Here is an 18,351-nt window from a genome sequence, read left to right as displayed (position 1 = left end):
GCGCTGCAAGCGATGACACAACATAAGGCTCTCGACGGTTTTACCTGAATCGCAGATAAAAAAATCGCGCCAGAAGGCGCGAAGGGAACATCGTCGTTATTTGAATTCGTCGGCGAGAGAGAGAGAGCCTGACGTCGCCGCCTGTCATAGGAAGCAACGGGGCATAGGGTAAAATTTGCACCAAATGGATGCATGACACAGTTGGTCGTGGTCCTTTGCTGAATTTGGCGTTTCGCGCGGATTGCGTGATGCGTCCTTTGTTGTCCTTGCATGCCGATGCGTGTTTTTTGCCGATGAGTGTTCCTCCCGTTCCTGCAATGCCCTCTGGCCGGCTGCGTGTCGGCCCGTGCGTGGTCGACGTTGCCTCGCGCGAAGTGCATGCGCCCGGAGCCAGACGTGTGGCGCGGCTGGCGCCCAAATCCCTGGCGGTCCTGCTGAGCCTGGCGCGGCAGCCGGGGCAGGTGGTCACGCGTGAGCAGCTGCTCGCCGACGTGTGGCCCGATACCTTGCCCACCAATGATGTGGTCACCCAGGCGGTGACGCAGCTGCGCAAGGCGCTGGCCACTCATGGGAGCCAGCGCTCGGAGCACATCGAAACGATTGCCAAGACCGGCTATCGGCTGATGGCGCCGGTGGCGTGGGAGACGGAGAGTGACCCGCTGGTGGCGCAGGTGCCTGACGCGCAATCGCCGTCGCATGCGCAGGCGCCGGCAGTTCTGGATGCAGCGCTGCCCGCGCCTGCAGCGCGCGTGAGTGCAACAGCGCCGACCATCCCTGTTCCCGCACCGGCGGCAGGCCCATCTTTGCGCGCTGCTGCGATGACGCCGCGGCGGCGCTGGGTGGCTTTGGCGATCGCGGGCGTGGCCTTGCTGGCGGTACTCGGACTGGCGCTGCGCACGCTCTGGCTGCATGCGCCGGCCGGCCCGGTGGCGACATCGAGCGCAGTGCCGGGCAGCCCCAAACGACCGTACCAGGTGATTACCGCAGGCGGCGGATTCGATCTCACTCCCAGCCTGTCGCCGGATGGCCGCATGGTCGCGTATGCATCGTTGACCAGCGATCGTCCGGGGACGTCGATCCTGGTCAAGACGACCGACAACGCCTACCCGCGCGTGCTGGAAACACCGGCGCCCGGCATTTCCGATCGCCTGCCTGCGTGGTCGCCGGACGGACGCGAGATTGCGTTCTCCAGGCAGGCTCCGGATGGAAGCTGCAGGGTCATGATTGCGGCGGCAAGCGGCCCAGCCGCAGCGCGCGAGGTGGTCCGCTGCGATGGCGCGGACATGCTCAGTTTCAGCTGGTCGCCCGACGGACGTGCGTTGTTGTTCGGCAGCATGACCGGCGCACAGGAGGGCGCGCGGATTCGGCGCCTGGATCTGGACACCGGGCAGTGGCAGGCGCTGCGCTACAGCGCGGAGCCGGGCGACTTCGACTACGCGCCGCGCTATTCCCCGGACGGGCAGTGGATCGTGTTCCTGCGCAACCCGCAGCTCGGCGACCTGTGGCGGATGCCTGCGCAGGGCGGCACCGCCGAGCGGTTGACGCATGACAATGCCGATATTCGCGGTTGGAGCTGGTTGCGCGACGGGAGCGGGCTGGTATTCGGGCGCCGCGTGGATAGCGAGGCGCGTTTGTATCGGCTGGATCTGGTCGATCGCAGCCTGCATGACCTGGGCGTGGACGATGCGCAGGCGCCGGACGTGGCGCACGACCACCTGGTCTTCGTGCAGCGCAAGCCGCAGTTTGGTGTGTATCAGGTCATTCATGACCCCATGAATGGCGGCTACATCCGGCGCCGCCTGTTTCCCTCCAGCGGGCGTGATGACCAACCGATGATCGCGCCGGACGGTCGCCAACTCATCTTCGCCTCCAACCGCTCCGGCGCCTATGGGCTGTGGTGGGGCGACGTCACCCAGCCCGGCTCGGTGCGGCTGATCGAAGGCCTGCGGCCGGATGCGCGGCAGGCGGCGGATTGGTCCGCCGATTCGCGCAAGGTGCTGGTCAGCGGCAGCGATGCCGACGGGCATGCGGCGCTGTTCGAAGTGACCCCGGGGACTGGCAAGGCCGTGCGCCTTGCGGTGCCCCAGGCGCGGCCGTTGCAGGCGATCCATCTTCCCGATCCTGATCGCTTGCTGGTCGTGGCTGCGGCCGACGATGGCCACACCTTCGCCACGCTGTACGACCGCCGCAGTACGCCGTGGCGCGCGCTGGCCACGCTGGCGGACGTGTCGCAGCTACGGCTGGATCGGGTCAGCGGGCAGGTGCTGTTCACGCATCTGAGTGGCGGCGGGCTGTGGCAGATCGCGCCGACGCTGGCGGCCGATACGCTGCAGCCGGTGAACCCGCAGCAGCCGACGCGTTGGCGGTATCGCAGCTGGGCGCCCGGAGCCAATGACCAGGTGCACTACCTGTCGTCCAGCGACAGTTGCGCGACGCATGACAGCGAGCTGCGCAGCCAGCATGCGCAATGCCTGGACGTGGCGAAGTTCACTACCATCAACGGTTTCAGCCTCGACCAGCGCAGCGGCGCGATGTATGTCGCGCTGGCGGAAGAGGATGGCAGTTCGATCGCCTATATGGCACTGCCCGGACGTTCGTCGGTCCCTGTCGGCTTCATATCCAACTTGTTGATGGTATTGAGAAAAGTCGTCTCGTAATTTATTCGGAAAGGCTTCGTATCGATTTCGGCACTCCTTCGTCGGAACTTCCTGACTCACGCCAGATTCGGCAAAACACTACGCCCTCTTTTGTAAACGGGGCTGCCAACATGCAACAGGTCATCACTGCCGATCGCGGGCTCGCGCTGTCATTGGACGGCGCCAGCGAGTCGACCTCGACCACGTGTCTGGCAGTGTCGCGTCTGGGCAGCATCCGCACGACGTCCGCCACCTTCACGCTGTGGGTGCAGCTGCGCGGCCGTGCCTGGGTGGAATCCAAAGAGGGCCGCTTCCGTTTGCGTGCCGGCGACTGGATCGCTTTCGACAAGGATTCGCACCCCACCGTGCAGGCCGATCGCAGTGCCCTGTGCGTGGGCGTCAGCCTGGATGGCGACAGCCTGCAGTCGCTGGCCGAGTTGACCGATGCCACGCTCTACCCGGGGCGCAGCCACTTGTCGCGCAGCGATCTGCGCATCGCGTTACGGCTCTGGCGCAATGCGGCCCTGCAGAACGGTGGCGCGTCCGCGCGCCCGTTGTTGCTGCACCTGGCGGCGATGCAGCGCGACTTCATCGAGCAGGAGCAGCGTTGCCCAGGTCGCTCGCGTAGCCGCCGCCGTCAGGTGTTCGGTCGCATGCAGCGTGCGCGGCTGTATCTGGAAGGCAACAGCGACCGGGTAGTACGCATCAGCGAACTGGCGCAGCTGACCAACTTCTCCAGCTGGTATGTCTCCAAGACCTTCCAGAGCCTGTACGAAGAGAGCCCGCAGGCCTTGTCGGCCCGCTTGCGCCTGGAGCGCGCCTCCGACTTGTTGCGCGATACCTCGATGATGATCGGCGAAGTGGCAGCCGCCAGCGGCTTCGACAATTGCTGCAGTTTTGCGCGTGCATTTCGTGCGCGCTTTGGTGTCTCCGCATCGCACTACCGCGACCAGGCGACCAATCCGCCAGATTCGGCAAAGCCACGTAACGTGACGCGCAAAGCGACGGCGTTCACGCAATCGTAATTTGCACAGGGGCGCTTAACGCGCCACTAACGAACCCTGGAGAGATTGATGAACCTTCGCACTTCCGCAGTGCGGCTGGGCCTTCTGCCCGCCGGTATTGCGATCGCGTTGACGCCGGCTTTTGCCGCCAATGCACAAGAGCAGTCCGCCGCCCCGTCGACCACGACGCTGGACCGCATCGAAATCACCGGCTCGCGCATTCGCTCGGTCGACGTCGAAACCGCACAGCCGGTATTCACCGTCTCCCAGCAGGACATTCAGAAGTCCGGTCTGGTCAGCGTTGGCGACATCCTCCAGAACCTGTCGATCGCCGGTACGCAGACTTACAGCAAGGCTGCCGTGCTGACCTCGGACCCGGAACAGGGCGGCCAGTACGTCAATCTCTACAACCTGAACGAAAACCGCACCCTGGTGTTGGTGAACGGCAAGCGTTGGACCAGCAGCCTGAACGGCCTGACCGACATGTCCACCATTCCCAGCTCGCTGATCGAGCGCATCGAAGTCCTGAAGGACGGCGCCTCGGCGATCTACGGCTCCGACGCCGTGGCCGGCGTGGTCAACATCATCCTGCGCCAGAACTATGACGGCGCGGAAGCGTCGGCGTATTTCGGCCAGAACGGTCGTGGCGACGGTTCCAAGGAGCAGTACTCCTTCACCGCCGGCACCACCACCGACCGTGCCTCGCTGGTGTTCGGTGCCAACTACACCAATGAAGATCCGGTGTGGGCCAAGGATCGCGCGCTGACCCGTTATTCGGCCGGCCCGAACCACATCGAAGACAGCCTGAGCGCGACCGGTCCGTGGGGCCGTTTCAACGATCCACGCGCGGTGGGTACGCCGGGCGCGGGCAACTATCTCGACACTGACGGCAATGTCGTCGGTGCCGGCCAAGGCACGTGGTCGCCCAACCAGTGGGTGCTCAACCACACCGGTTCGTTTGACGGCAAGGGCGTCGGCGCTGATTCACGCAGCCTGTCGAACTATCACGTTGGCGCAGGTGTAGACGACTACTACAACTCCGTCGACCAGATGATGTTGCAGCAGTCCAGCAAGAATAAGTCGGTTTTCACCACCGGCAGCTACAACCTCACCGACAACATCACCTTCAAGTCAACGGCGATGTATTCGGAACGTACGTCCAACCGTCAGATTGCCGGGTATCCGTTGCAGGCAACGTCGCAGCCGCAGTTCCCGGTCGCCATCAGTGGCAGCAGCTACTACAACCCGGTCGGCCAGGACATCACCAGCTGGTTCCGCCGCACCATCGAGTTGCCGCGTACCACCGAAAGCAACGTCAAGACCCTGCACTTCGATGCGGCGCTGGAAGGCATGTTCGACGTTGGCAGCCACGGCTGGAACTGGGACGTGGGCTTCAACTACAACAAGTACGATGTGACGCAGGTGTCCCGCGGCAACATCAACTTGCTGGCGCTGCAGAAAGCACTGGGTCCTTCGTTCCTCAATGCGCAGGGTCAGGTGCAGTGCGGTACCGCAGCGGCCCCGATCGCGCTGGGTACCAGCAATGCGCTGGGCCAGTGCACCCCGTTCAACATCCTGGGTGGCCCGTCGGCCTCCACGCCGAACGCGCTGCAGTACATCAATGCGCTGGGTCAGGCAACGCAGCAGAGCCTGAGCAAGCAGTGGACCGCCAACGTCACCGGTGGCCTGTTCGATCTGCCGGCCGGTGAGCTGGGCTTCGCCGCAGGCGTCGAGCACCGCGAAATCAGCGGTTACGACTATCCGGATCAGCTGTCCAGCGCCGGTTACACCACCGACCTGGCTGCACAGGCCACCGAAGGTCGCTACCAGACCAACGAAGCCTACCTGGAGCTGTTGATCCCGGTGTTGAAGGATCTGCCGGGCGCCAAGGAACTGTCGTTCGACGTGGCTGCGCGTTACAGCAACTACAGCCGTTTCGGCGACACCACCAACAGCAAGTTCAGCTTCACCTGGAAGCCGATCGACGACCTGCTGGTGCGTGGTACCTACGGCACCGGTTTCCGTGCGCCGACGCTGTCGGACACCTTCGGTGGCGGCTCGCAGACGTTCGATACCTTCACCGATCCGTGCGACGCCACCTTCGGCTCGCTGGGCAACGCAGGCGTGGCAGCACGCTGCGCCGGCGAAGGCCTGCCGGCCGGTTACCGTCAGACCGACACCGCGGGCAACCCGGTGACCCGTCGCGACGTGCAGGGCAACGCGCCGTTCAATTCGGGCGTGGGCAACGCCGAGCTGGAGCCGGAATACAGCATCACCCGTACCGTGGGCATGGTGTACAGCCCGCATTGGGTGCAGGGTCTGGATTTCTCGCTGGACTGGTACCGCATCTCGATCTCCAACATCATCACTTCGCTCACTGCCAATGATGTGTTGAACAACTGCTACCTCAACAACCTGGCCAGCTACTGTGCCGACTACGGTCGCGACCCGATCAGCGGTCAGGTCACCACGCTGAGCCGCGGCAACGTCAACCTGGGTCGTCTGGAAACCGAAGGCTACAACTTCGGCGTGCGTTACCGCATGCCGGAAACCGCCTACGGCAAGTTCGCCGTCAACCTGGACACCAACTACCTGGCAACCTACAAGTCGCAGGCGGAAGCCGGCGCCGAGTGGGCAAACGCGGCCGGTTACTGGAACTTCCCGCGCGTGCGTGCCACCTTGGGTCTGGACTGGTCGCTGGGTTCGCTGTCGGCCAACTGGAACCTGCGTTACTACGGCGGTTTCCGTGATTACTGCTGGGATGCAGCGGCAGGCATCGAGTGCAACAACCCGAACTACCAGACGCCGAATCCGGGCTGGGGCGGTGGCACCGGTTCCAACAAGAAGGGCTCGATCTCCTACCAGGACGTCTCGGTCACCTGGCAGGCTCCGTGGGATGGCAGCGTGACCGTCGGCGCCCGCAACATCTGGAACAAGCAGCCGCCGATCACCTACTCGATCACCAACAGCAGCACCGCGGCGATCGATCCGATGCTCGACTATGACCGCTTCCTGTTCGTGCAGTACAACCAGCGCTTCTGATCATCGAAGCGATGTAAGTGTGTCGAAAAAAGCGGGCCGAAAGGCCCGCTTTTTTTGTGCCCGCCACTGAGCGGGCCTTCCGTGCGGCGTGCGGATGAGCCGCGCTGGTGAGCGCCAAGCTGCTGCATTCCGGTGCGATGCGTACGTGCTGCTCCAACGCTGAGGGGGCTCGCTGCCCACACCATTGCGGTGCGTGGGGGATTTACGAGCATCCGACTGCGCACGAGCAGTCCGATATGGACCGATGCCAGGTGCCAGCGTCCCCACCGCAGGTGCCTGAAGCCATGGCTGGTGCCATGTTTGGTCCAAAGGCCAATCGCTACCGCGTTGGGATGGATTCGGCTGCATCATTGCAGGGTCTGCATGTCCGTGGGGTCCTGCCACGCGCGGAGTTGCTGACCCTGCAGGCCGGCGCCCTGCAGATGCGCGTCGTGCATCCTGCCCGCGTCACGCTGTTGCGAAACACCAACGAAAAAGGCGCGATGTCATCGCGCCTTTCATCCTTCAATCGCTGCATTTACCGCCGCCGCTTATGCCTCGGCAAGCCCCAGCAAGGTATCGGCCTGCTCGCGCCAGGCCGGCAGGCGGGTGATCACGCCCACCTTGGACAGATACTCTTCGTCCACCGCCTCGCCGCTGGCCAGCGCGGTGGCCACGTGCACCGCGCCGGTGACCCAGAAGCTGCGCAGGCTGGAGCGCTGCGGATGCCGATGGAACGCCACTGCCTCGATGATCGGCATTGGCAGGCCCCACAGGCCCAGCAGATACGCGCCGGCTTCGGTGTGGCCCAGGCGCTCGTCGCCGCCTTCCAGCAGCGGCTCGCGCTCGTCGCGCACGCCGGGCAGCAACAGGCCGATATCGGCCAGCAGGGCCGCTGTGGACCCCAACTCTGCACTGGTCGGTGGCAACACCTTTGCTGCCAGTCGCGAAGAGAGCAGGGCGCGACGCTGCATCGCGCTACGCTCGGCCGGGGTCAATGTCTGTACCGAGAAGACTTCGCTGGCCAGCACCAGGTCGCGCAAGGTTGCCACGCCCAGACGGGTCACCGCGGTCCGCAGGTCGGTGATGCTGCGGCCGCCGGAAAAGAACGCCGAATTGCACAATTGCAGCACCTTGGCCGCAATCGCCGGGTCGCCGGCGATCAGCTTGGCGATGTCGGCCGCATCGGCGCCATCGTCTTCTTCCAGCGCGTGCATCAGACTCAAATACAGATGCGGCGGCGAGGGCAGCTTTTCGATGCGCCCGATAGCCGCGCGCAAGCGCGGGTTGCTGAGCAGATCGCGCAGTTCTTCCAGGCTGGTTACCGCCTCGAGCAGCACTTCCGGGGCCAGCGGCATCGGCAGGAAACGATGGGCCACGCCAATGATGCGGGCCGGCGGCGTGCGCTGGCCATCCTGGGCATCGATCAGCGCGATCCGGATGGTGTCCGGGCGCAAGGTGCGGATCTGCCCCAGCAGGGTGGCGGCAGTCAGGTCCGGCAGCACCGGTGCAACGATGACCGCATCGAACGGCGACAACGCGGCAGCTTCGATCGCCGAATTTCCATCGGCCACCTGCTGCGCCTGCCACTGATCGCCGAGATCGGCGACATAGTCGATCAGGTCGGACGGAAGACTGGCTTCGTCCCCAACAAACAGAATACGCAAGACACTTCCCCAGAAGTCACCGGCGGCGGACGCCGGCCAAACGCAGTCGGCAAATGTACCCAATCTGCCGAAGGCGGTCACCGGGATCACGGCAAAAGCGTGATCCCGGTCGCTCCGCAGTGCGGAGCAGTGTCACAGCCAACGGCTCAGGGCGCGTCGGAATTATAGCGTTCGACCGACTCGACCAGGATGCGCTTGGCCTCGGCCGCTCCACCCCAACCGTCGAGCTTGACCCACTTGCCCTTCTCCAAGTCCTTGTAATGCTCGAAGAAGTGGCCGATGCGCTCCATCCAGTGGCTGGAGACCTGGTTGATGTCTTCGATGTGCGCGTAGCCGGAGAAGATCTTCTCGATCGGCACCGCCAGGATCTTTTCGTCGCTGCCCGCTTCGTCGCTCATGCGCAGCACGCCGACGGGGCGGCAACGCACCACCGAGCCCGGGACCAGCGGCAGCGGAAGCACCACCAGCACATCGGCCGGGTCGCCATCGCCGCACAGAGTGTTGGGCACGTAGCCGTAGTTGCAGGGGTAACGCATCGGGGTCGACAGGATGCGGTCCACGAAGATCGCGCCGCTGGCCTTGTCCACTTCGTACTTGACCGGTTCCGAATCCTTGGGGATTTCGATGACTACATTGATTTCTTCCGGCAGATTCTTGCCAGAGGTGACCAGTTCAAGGCCCATGCGGGTAGCTCCGAGACGTCAGCAGTGTGTGGAGCGCGATTCTACGCGTTCGGCTGTTGCGCTGCAGCGACACTGAATGGGCAGTCTTCTGAGGGGGCGATGCGGCATAGCCCGCATTCATCGCGAGTGGCTTCCCGATCGTTGCGAACGGGCCGGCGGCGCAGGCTGCAGGCTCATCCACCGCTCGGGAAATCGTCATGACCAGGCTCACGCGTTTGCTCGTCGTCTTGCTGCTGTCTCTCGCTGCACAGGTTGCCGCCGCGGCAACACCGTCGCCAACGTATGTCGATGCGGTGGACTGGCCGGCCAACGGCGAGGGCTGGGAGCCGTTCATCGACCTGGAGCAGCGGCTCGACCGGGATTTCGACGATATCTGCGGCGACACCTTCTGCGGTGGCGAATTCAGCGACTACCAACCGCTACGCTTTCGCTGCTCGGTCCACCGCGTCACCGGCGTGGTGCGTAGCTGCATCTGGACCTTCGGTGCCAGCGAGGTCAGCGTCGACCCTGGCAGTGGCTACCTGCGTTCGAATAGCCGAGTCTGGCGTTGCACGGCCCCCTTGAAGGCCGGTACCCACCTGGACGAGCTGTATCGCACGTTGGCGGTGACAAATCCGCTGTTCGAACCGTTGCCGGGCGGCGCACCGCCGATCTACGACGGCTTGATCGGCTGCCTGTGACCGATGGTCGCGGCGCGCGCCTTTTGGGCAAGTCAGGGGCTCTCCAGCCAGAGCCGCGTGTCCGGCGGCAGGTGAGTGGTGACACGACGGGACCATCGTCATGCGGGTCGGCCCTGCCTGGGCGCAGGCGCGGGCAGGGACCCTGCCTCCGTCCTGGCGCTCCAAGCGTTGCCGTTGATCGCCATATGGTTTGCACAGGGCGCAGGCTCCGTGCCTACGCCCTGTGCAGCCGGTAAGGTGGCGCCAGGTCCCGCAACCCCGGTTACCACCTGCCTACAGCAGCGGCACCAGCAGCAGGGCCACGATATTGATGATCTTGATCAACGGGTTGATGGCCGGCCCTGCGGTGTCCTTGTAAGGGTCACCCACGGTGTCGCCGGTGATTGCCGCCTTGTGCGCCTCGCTGCCCTTGCCGCCGAAGTGACCATCCTCGATGTACTTCTTGGCATTGTCCCAGGCGCCGCCGCCGGTCGTCATCGAAATTGCCAGGAACAGGCCGGTGACAATCGTGCCGATCAGCAAACCGCCCAACGCGCGTGGTCCGAGCAGTAATCCGACCACGACCGGAACCACGACCGGCAACAGCGAAGGCACGATCATTTCGCGGATGGCCGAGCGGGTCAGCATGTCCACCGCACGGTCGTATTGTGGCCTGGCGGTGCCGGCCATGATGCCGGGGATCTCACGAAACTGGCGGCGTACCTCTTCCACCACTGCACCTGCAGCGCGGCCGACTGCTTCCATCGCCATCGCACCGAACAGATACGGAATCAATCCACCGATCAGCAATCCGATGATCACCGTGTGGTCGGACAGGTCGAAGGCGAAAACCTGGCCGGGATTGGCGGCCTGCAGGTTGTGGGTGTAGTCGGCAAACAACACCAGCGCTGCAAGTGCGGCCGAGCCGATCGCATAGCCCTTGGTGACCGCCTTGGTGGTGTTGCCCACCGCATCCAGCGGGTCGGTGATATCGCGCACCTCCGGCGGCAGCTCGGCCATCTCCGCGATGCCGCCGGCGTTGTCGGTGATCGGGCCATAGGCATCAAGCGCCACGATCATGCCGGCCATCGAGAGCATTGCGGTGGCGGCGATCGCAATACCGTACAGGCCTCCAAAGTGGAACGCACCCCAGATGGCCGCGCACACCGCAATGACCGGCAGCGCGGTGGACTTCATCGAGATGCCGAGTCCGGCGATGATGTTGGTGCCATGGCCGGTGGTACTCGCCGCTGCAACGTGCTGCACCGGTGTGTATTGCGTGCCCGTGTAGTACTCGGTGATCCACACGATCAGCCCGGTAAGCACCAGGCCGATCAGCGCGCAGGCATACAATGCGGCAGCGCCATGGAGGTTGTCGCGCATCAGCGACTGGGTGATCGGCCAGTAGGCCAGCGCAGCCAGCACGCCGGACACGATCACGCCCTTGTAAAGCGCTCCCATGATCGAGCCACCGGCTTTGACCTTGACGAACGTTGCGCCCACGATCGACGCGATGATCGACACGCCACCGAGCACCAGCGGATACAGCACGGCGTGCGGGCCGGCCTCGGCGAGCGTCAGGCTGCCGAGCAGCATGGTGGCGATCACGGTGACCGCATAGGTCTCGAACAGATCCGCGGCCATGCCGGCGCAGTCGCCCACGTTGTCGCCGACATTGTCCGCAATCACCGCCGGGTTGCGCGGGTCGTCCTCGGGAATGCCGGCTTCGACCTTGCCGACCAGATCCGCACCCACGTCCGCGCCCTTGGTGAAGATGCCGCCGCCCAGGCGCGCGAAGATCGAAATCAACGACGACCCGAAGGCCAGCCCGACCAATGCATGCAGGTTCTGCTCCAACGGCAGTCCCATGGCCTGCAGCACCGCGTAGTAGCCGGCCACGCCGAGCAGGCCCAGCCCCACCACCAGCATCCCGGTGATCGCGCCGCCGCGGAAAGCCACATCCATCGCCTTGCCGATCCCCTGCCGCGCGGCCTCGGCGGTGCGCACATTGGCACGCACCGAGACATTCATTCCGATATAGCCGGCCAGCCCCGACAACACGGCACCCAGTGCGAACCCGATTGCGGTGTACCAGCTCAGAAAAAGTCCGACCAACACGAACAGCACACCACCGGCAATCGAGATGGTGAGGTACTGCCGGTTGAGATACGCGCGCGCACCTTCCTGGATCGCCGCGGCGATCTCCTGCATTCGCGTGTTGCCGCTCGGCTGGGCGACCACCCAGCGCGCCGACACGATTCCATAGACGATTGCCAAGACCGCACAACCCAGCGCGAGCAACAACCCGTAGTGTTCCAGCATGACCCCTCCCAGAGAATGGATGTCATCCGGTCGGGATGAACCAGGGGCGATGCACGCGACGAGTGACAGCCAATACGGACTCGACGGCCGCAAGGGCCACAATGCGCGTCGCGATGTTCAGGTGGCCGGATCGCGACCGAGTATGCGCCGCGACTTGCAGACCTGCCACCCTCAGGGTTTTGGCGCGTGGTTCAGTTGCCGCGTGACAGCCTGCGGCCAACGTGATCGAGCCGATCCAGGAGTCTCCATGTCGAACCCTACCGCGTCCAGGCATGCCGCGTTGCTTGCCACCCTGCTGCTGACCGGCGGCGCATTCGCCGCAGAGCCGGCGCCAGAGTTGAAGGCGCGTGCGCCCGGCACCGCGCAAGCTGTCGGTGCCGTGCATACCTTGCGACAGATCCCGGAAGCCTGTGCACGCCTCGAAGGCGTGTTCACCGGCAACGCCGCGCAGCCGTACACCTTGTCTGTCGTGCGGAGCAGCCCCAACTGCCAGCCCCGCGCACGCTTCGTGGACTACGCCAAGACCGCTCCCAGCGTCGCGTCGGGCTGGATCTACAATGACGTGATCCGCGTCCCCAGTGCCGCCTGCCCAAGCCAGCAGGCAGTGGTGCGCATCTGGCGCAAGCCGGTGGACGCCAAGCCGCAACTCGACGGCCAGGGCCAATCGCGCATCTATCTGGAAGACGCCAAGCAGCAGGCTGCTGCAGGCAAGATCCCGCAGGTGCCGATGTTCGCCGCGCAGCAAGTCTTGGAAGGCAAAGCCTGCCAGTGAGGTAAGGCTGGGTGACTGCAGTGATACCGCCTCTGGCGCGCCCGTGGAGCAGGGAAGCCCCTTCATCAGACGGCCCATTCCCTGGCAGTAACACCAACCCAATGCCCGGCTGATGCCTGCTGCTAGGCAGTGCCAGGCCCGGCGACGTGTCCGGACCTGCCTGTTGCGATGCCGAGCCGGCGGTCTGTGTCACCTCGACGGCGGTCCAGTGCGTCTTTATCGAATAACCTGCATGAAGCAATTGCGTCATTTCCCCGTGCTGCTGGTGGCCCTCGCGCTGTGGCATCCGTTGTCGGCGCGTGCAGCGGCCAGCATGGTCGTCGACGATGCGAGCGTTACGCCGCGTGGCCAGTGTCAGTTGGAGGCGTGGTGGCGGGCAATGCCGGCCAGTGCGTCAATCACGCTGGTGCCGGCTTGCAATGTCGCCGGCACGGAGATCGCCATGGGCCTCAGCACTATGCGGCACGGTGCGCCGTCCGTGGATATCGGCGCCAAGCGGGTCCTGCGCGATCCCGATCACCACATCCTGGGCCTGGCGTTGTCGGTGGGCATGCAACGGTCGTGGCAGGATCCACACCAACGTGCCAGCTACATCACGGCGCCGTTGACCTGGTCATTCGGCGAGGCCGCGGCCACGCGACTCCACCTCAATGCCGGCCTCGTTGCATCCCATGCCGGGCCAGACACTACCAATGCTGGTATCGGAGTCGAGCGCACCGTCACCGCGTCATGGATCGTGCTGGGCGAGGCGTTCGTCGACGATCATCGCGGGCAGGGGAGGCAAGTCGGACTGCGCAGGCTGGTCGGCAAGGCATCCAGCATCGATCTGGTCGCCGGCCGTGACCGTCTCAACGCACCACGCGGATGGATCACGCTGGGCATCAACGTGGGGATGGCGCCATAACGCCGCTCGCCGGATCGAGGCGCGAGGCACAGCTGGGTGGGCGTCTGTCGCTGCCGGCGTCCTGGCGCCGAGCTGCAATGCGAAAACATCGGCGCGCCGCTCGGCTGCCTGCTACTGGTCTAGCCTGAAGGCGTCCCTGAAAGGGAAAGGCCGATATCGACGGACCATCAAACTGCGTTACCGACGCCGCCGTATGCCAACGTCTGTCGGTCCTGGTGCCGACGCATCGGCCCCAGGAGCACAGCCGCCCGCCTGAGCTCAGCCCTCCCACACCGGCAACTTCTTCGTCACCGCCACATTCTTCAGGCTGACGTATTTGGGCAACCCATCGCTACCGTAGGCCAGCGGGGCTTCGCCCTTGATCAACGGGGCGAAGTAGCGGCGCGCTTTCTCGGTGATGCCGAATCCGTCCTTGCGCAGAAAACTGGGCGGCATCTTCTTTTCGTGGTTGGCCACCTTGTGCAGGGGGGCGGGCACGATCTTCCAGCGGTACGGGGCATCGCTGACGCGTTCGATCACCGGGATGACGGCATTCATGCCCTTGAGCGCGTACTGCACGGCGGCCTTGCCGACGGCTTGCGCCTGTTCCCAATCGGTCTTGGATGCGAGGTGGCGTGCGGAACGTTGCAGGTAGTCGGGCAGCGTCCAGTGCACCTTGTAGCCGAGTTCCTGCTTGACCTGCGCGGCCAGGAACGAGGCGACGCCGCCGAGTTGTGCGTGGCCGAACGAGTCGGCCGCGCCGCCTGCGTCGGCGACGAACTTGCCGTGCGCATCCTGGATGCCTTCGCTGGCCACCACCACGCACCAGCCGACCTTGTCCACCACCTGCTTCACCTTGACCAGGAAGGCGGCTTGGTCATAGGCCCGTTCGGGCAGCAGGATGATCTGCGGTGCGTCGTCGGGGCCTTGCCCGGCCAGGCCTGCCGCGGCGGCAAGCCAACCGGCGTGGCGGCCCATCGCTTCATAGATGAAGACCTTGGTGGAGGTGTCGGCCATGGCGGCGACATCCAGTGCGGCCTCGCGCACCGACACCGCGGTGTACTTGGCTGCCGAGCCGAAGCCGGGGCAGGTGTCGGTCACCGCCAGGTCATTGTCGATGGTCTTGGGCACGCCGATGCAGTGCAGCGGGTAGCCGTAGGCCTTGGCGAGTTGCGAAACCTTCCAGGCGGTGTCGGCCGAATCGTTGCCGCCGTTGTAGAGGAACCAGCGCACGTCGTGTGCGCGTAGCACCTCGAGCAGGCGCTCGTACTTGGCGCTGTCTTCTTCCAGCGACTTGAGCTTGTAACGGCACGAGCCGAAAGCACCGCCCGGTGTCTGCGCCAGGGCGGCAATGGCTGCGGCGGATTCCTTGGAGGTGTCGATCAGCTCCTCGCGCAGCGCGCCCAGGATGCCGTTGCGGGCGGCCAGCACCTTGACCTTGCGCGCACGCGCCTCGGTGATCACGCCGGCGGCGGTGGCGTTGATGACGGCGGTGACGCCGCCGGATTGGGCATACAACAAGTTGCCAGTGGTCATAGGGGGACAGGCTCCTCACATGGAAACATGGCGCAGGGGACAGTGCCGGGACATTCCCCGGATGCGGTAAGCTGCACGACCATACGGTCAGCGCTGGCGAAGGCTTGAGTCTAACGCCGCCCACCGCAACGCGTTTTTATTCGAAAGTGGAGTCCACTGATGCGATTGGTTCTGTTGGGACCGCCCGGTTCGGGCAAGGGCACCCAGGCGACACGTCTCAAAGACACGTTTGACATCCCGCACATTTCCACCGGCGACCTGTTGCGCGCCGAAGTGGCCGCCGGCTCGCCGCTGGGTCTGAAGGCCAAGGAAGTGATGGCACGCGGCGATCTGGTCTCCGACGACATCCTGCTCGGCATGCTGGAAGCGCGCCTGGGCCAGGCCGATGTGGCCAAGGGTTTCATCCTGGACGGCTACCCGCGCAACGTGGCCCAGGCCAATGCGCTGGATGCATTGCTCAGCAAGATCGGTCAGCCGCTGGATGCGGTGGTACAGCTGGACGTGGCCAGCGAACTGCTGGTCGAGCGTATCGCCGGCCGTGCCAAGGCCGAAGGCCGCGAAGACGACAACCCGGAATCGGTGCGCAAGCGCCTGCAGGTCTATACCGATTCCACCGCGCCGGTGATCGGCTTCTATGAGCAGCGCGGCAAGCTGGCACGCGTGGATGGCGTGGGCTCGCTGGATGAAGTGCTGGAGCGCATCAGCAAGGCGCTCGGCCGCTGAGTCGACACGGACCGGGCGCAAGGCCCGGTCCTTTACAGTCGCCACGCCTGCCGCGCTGCTACTGGCGCCCGCAATCGGTTCGCCCAAAAGAAAAACCCCGGCCGTACAAGACGACCGGGGCAGAATAACGCCAGTAGTGGGCTTGCTCAGAGCCCCGACAGCATGAGCTCCCTGGGGATTTGGCCTCTTGGGGAGTAGGACCAAAGGGTGCTGCGACTGGCGTTCAGCATAGTGATGGATGTGACGCAGTTCGCATATCGGGAAATTCCCGACAGTACTGTAGGGGTTTCCTGACGGCTGGACGTGGCGCGGACTGGAATGTCCCGCAACTCCGGCGATCGGCGACAATGTACGGCATGACCAAACTCCACATCCTCGGCATCGCCGGGACTTTCATGGGCGGTGTGGCCGCCCTGGCACGTGAGCTGGGCTGGCAGGTGGAAGGCAGCGACCAGGCCATCTACCCGCCGATGTCCACCCAGCTGGAAACGCTGGGAATCGCGTTGGCCCAGGGTTACGCGCCAGCTAATATTTCCTCCGATGCCACCGAGGTGGTGATCGGCAATGCCTTGTCGCGCGGCAACCCGGCGGTGGAGGCAGTGCTCGATGCCGGCCGGCGTTACAGCTCCGGCGCCCAATGGCTGGCCGAGCAGGTATTGCCGGGCCGCGACACGCTGGCGGTCGCCGGCACCCATGGCAAGACCACCACCACCACCATCCTGAGCTACCTGCTGGAGGCGGCCGGGCGTGCGCCGGGCTTTCTGATCGGTGGGGTGGCCGAAGATTTCGGCGTGTCGGCACGGCTGGGCCAGGGGCGCGAATTCGTGGTGGAAGCCGACGAGTACGACACCGCGTTCTTCGACAAGCGCAGCAAGTTCGTGCACTACCGGCCGCTGGTGGCGATCCTCAACAACCTGGAATACGACCACGCCGATATCTTCCCGGACGTGGCAGCGATCCAGCGCCAGTTCCATCATCTGGTGCGCACGGTACCGTCGCGTGGCCGGCTGATCGTCAACGGCGAGGACGCGCGCCTGGCCGAGGTATTGGCGATGGGCTGCTGGACGCCGGTGGAACGCTTCGGGTTCGACGCAACGCTGGAGTGGAGTGCACGCCTGATCGAAGCCGATGGCAGCGTGTTTGCGGTACTGCATCGTGGCGTGGAGATCGGTCAGGTGCGCTGGCCGCTGGTGGGCCGGCACAACGTACTCAACGGCCTGGCTGCCCTGGCGGCCGTGCATGCGGTGGGCGTGGATCCGGCGACGGTGATGCCGGCGCTGGCACGTTTTCAGAGCGTCCAGCGGCGGCTGGAAGTGCTGGGCCGGGCGCGCGACATCACTGTCTACGATGACTTCGCACATCATCCCACCGCCATTGCGACCACCTTGCAGGGGCTGCGCGCGAAAGTGGGTGCGGCGCGCGTGCTGGTGGCGATGGAGCCGCGCAGCAACTCGATGCGGCTGGGTGCGCACGCGCAGGCATTGGCGCCGTCGTTGCACGACGCCGATGCGGTGGTGTTCCTGCATCGGCCCGAGTTGCCCTGGGATGCTGCGCCCATCATCGCGCAGGTGCGTGGCGATGCACGCGTGGCGCACGATGTGGACGCATTGCTGCAGACACTCGGCCACATTGCGCAGCCGGGGGACCACGTGGTGTTCATGTCCAACGGCGGGTTCGATGGTGCGCCGCGTCGTTTTCTGGCGCAGTTGTCCTGATGGCACCGGCCACCGCCAGTGCCGAAAGCAGCGCCCTGCCGCTGTTTCCGCTGCACAACGTGCTGTTGCCCGGCGCTGCGATGGGGCTGCGCGTGTTCGAACGCCGCTACCTGGATCTGGTGCGCGAATGCGGGCGCAACGGCACCAGTTTCGGTGTGTGCCTGATTCTGGACGGCAACGAAGTCGGGGCGCCGGCAACGCCTGCCGCATTTGGCACCGAAGTGCGCATCGAGGATTTCGATGTCGGCGCCGATGGAGTGCTGGTGTTGCGGCTGCGTGGCACGCGGCGCTTTCATGTACAGCGCTCGCGTATCCGCGACAACGGTCTGGTGGTGGGCGAGGTGAGCTGGTGCGAGCCCGACCCTGATGACGAATTGCGCCCCGAGCATGGCCTGTTGGCAACCGTGCTGGAGCGCATGCTCGAGCAGGTCGGTGGCGAATTCGCATCGGTGGGCCCGGGCCTGCTGGATCAGTCTGCGTGGGTGGGGTGGCGGCTGGCCGAGCTGTTGCCGCTGACGGAGCAACAACGTCTGTCACTGTTGCAGCAGGACGATCCGCATCGGCGCCTGGACCAGTTACTGGACTGGATGCCGTAAGCGAGCCATGCGCCTGCGCGCGTGCCTCCCTCACCGCGCTTGCACCGCTGCAACGGCACACTCGCCGCGCTTGAGTGCGCTAGCGATGGCATCCACGCACCGGATGCGCGTCATCGCGGCACGCGCTATCGATC

The 18,351-nt window shown here is 65.0% G+C and carries 13 protein-coding genes; 9 read left to right on the top strand and 4 right to left on the bottom strand.

Annotated features, from left to right (window positions below; genetic code table 11):
* Positions 1 to 317 precede the first annotated feature (317 nt).
* The 3 genes from ACCQ10_RS16675 (at position 318) to ACCQ10_RS16665 (ending at position 6,682) form a co-directional block, all read left to right on the top strand.
* Positions 318 to 2,657, top strand: a complete 2,340-nt coding sequence (locus ACCQ10_RS16675) for a winged helix-turn-helix domain-containing protein (protein WP_372361325.1) — start codon at positions 318 to 320, stop codon at positions 2,655 to 2,657.
* 110 nt (positions 2,658 to 2,767) lie between these two features.
* Positions 2,768 to 3,661, top strand: a complete 894-nt coding sequence (locus ACCQ10_RS16670) for a helix-turn-helix domain-containing protein (protein ID WP_047696928.1) — start codon at positions 2,768 to 2,770, stop codon at positions 3,659 to 3,661.
* Positions 3,662 to 3,709: 48 nt separating this feature from the next.
* Positions 3,710 to 6,682 (top strand): TonB-dependent receptor plug domain-containing protein, encoded by a 2,973-nt coding sequence (locus ACCQ10_RS16665; protein ID WP_372361324.1) that lies wholly within the window; start codon positions 3,710 to 3,712, stop codon positions 6,680 to 6,682.
* Positions 6,683 to 7,212: 530 nt separating this feature from the next.
* On the opposite strand, the gene ACCQ10_RS16660 is transcribed toward ACCQ10_RS16665, so the two are convergent.
* Together ACCQ10_RS16660 and ppa are read right to left on the bottom strand one after the other, a co-directional pair.
* Positions 7,213 to 8,328, bottom strand: a complete 1,116-nt coding sequence (locus tag ACCQ10_RS16660) for an HDOD domain-containing protein (protein ID WP_039407294.1) — start codon at positions 8,326 to 8,328, stop codon at positions 7,213 to 7,215.
* A 146-nt stretch (positions 8,329 to 8,474) separates the two neighbouring features.
* Positions 8,475 to 9,011 (bottom strand): inorganic diphosphatase, encoded by a 537-nt coding sequence (gene ppa / locus ACCQ10_RS16655; RefSeq protein ID WP_005990841.1) that lies wholly within the window; start codon positions 9,009 to 9,011, stop codon positions 8,475 to 8,477.
* Between the two features lie 197 nt (positions 9,012 to 9,208).
* Between ppa and ACCQ10_RS16650 the strand changes: the two genes are divergently transcribed.
* Positions 9,209 to 9,691 (top strand): hypothetical protein, encoded by a 483-nt coding sequence (locus ACCQ10_RS16650; protein ID WP_372361323.1) that lies wholly within the window; start codon positions 9,209 to 9,211, stop codon positions 9,689 to 9,691.
* 273 nt (positions 9,692 to 9,964) lie between these two features.
* Here ACCQ10_RS16650 and ACCQ10_RS16645 read toward each other — a convergent pair whose 3' ends face one another.
* Complete coding sequence (locus ACCQ10_RS16645) at positions 9,965 to 11,992, bottom strand: sodium-translocating pyrophosphatase (protein WP_372361322.1); 2,028 nt, start codon at positions 11,990 to 11,992, stop codon at positions 9,965 to 9,967.
* Positions 11,993 to 12,239: 247 nt separating this feature from the next.
* Between ACCQ10_RS16645 and ACCQ10_RS16640 the strand changes: the two genes are divergently transcribed.
* Positions 12,240 to 12,764: a hypothetical protein gene (locus tag ACCQ10_RS16640; RefSeq protein WP_372361321.1), complete on the top strand. Its 525-nt coding sequence runs from the start codon at positions 12,240 to 12,242 to the stop codon at positions 12,762 to 12,764.
* 232 nt (positions 12,765 to 12,996) lie between these two features.
* Positions 12,997 to 13,668, top strand: a complete 672-nt coding sequence (locus ACCQ10_RS16635) for a PA4824 family protein (RefSeq protein ID WP_372361320.1) — start codon at positions 12,997 to 12,999, stop codon at positions 13,666 to 13,668.
* A gap of 258 nt (positions 13,669 to 13,926) precedes the next feature.
* Here ACCQ10_RS16635 and ACCQ10_RS16630 read toward each other — a convergent pair whose 3' ends face one another.
* On the bottom strand, positions 13,927 to 15,183 hold the full coding sequence (locus ACCQ10_RS16630; protein ID WP_372361319.1) for a 6-phosphofructokinase: 1,257 nt from the start codon (positions 15,181 to 15,183) through the stop codon (positions 13,927 to 13,929).
* A gap of 159 nt (positions 15,184 to 15,342) precedes the next feature.
* Here ACCQ10_RS16630 and ACCQ10_RS16625 point away from each other — a divergent pair, with 159 nt between their 5' ends.
* The 3 genes from ACCQ10_RS16625 (at position 15,343) to ACCQ10_RS16615 (ending at position 18,217) form a co-directional block, all read left to right on the top strand.
* Positions 15,343 to 15,906, top strand: coding sequence for an adenylate kinase (locus ACCQ10_RS16625; protein ID WP_039407312.1), 564 nt, complete (start codon positions 15,343 to 15,345; stop codon positions 15,904 to 15,906).
* A gap of 347 nt (positions 15,907 to 16,253) precedes the next feature.
* The gene (mpl, locus tag ACCQ10_RS16620) at positions 16,254 to 17,621 is read left to right on the top strand and encodes a UDP-N-acetylmuramate:L-alanyl-gamma-D-glutamyl-meso-diaminopimelate ligase (RefSeq protein ID WP_372361318.1); all 1,368 of its coding nucleotides are present in this window, start codon (positions 16,254 to 16,256) and stop codon (positions 17,619 to 17,621) included.
* Positions 17,621 to 18,217: an LON peptidase substrate-binding domain-containing protein gene (locus ACCQ10_RS16615; RefSeq protein WP_372361317.1), complete on the top strand. Its 597-nt coding sequence runs from the start codon at positions 17,621 to 17,623 to the stop codon at positions 18,215 to 18,217. The genes mpl and ACCQ10_RS16615 overlap by 1 nt, the downstream gene beginning before the upstream one ends.
* The last annotated feature ends 134 nt before the right edge of the window (positions 18,218 to 18,351 follow it).

It is taken from the genome of Xanthomonas sp. NCPPB 1325 (assembly GCF_041477645.2).
Taxonomy (GTDB): domain Bacteria; phylum Pseudomonadota; class Gammaproteobacteria; order Xanthomonadales; family Xanthomonadaceae; genus Xanthomonas; species Xanthomonas cannabis.
This window is presented reverse-complemented; position numbering and strand designations above follow the sequence as displayed.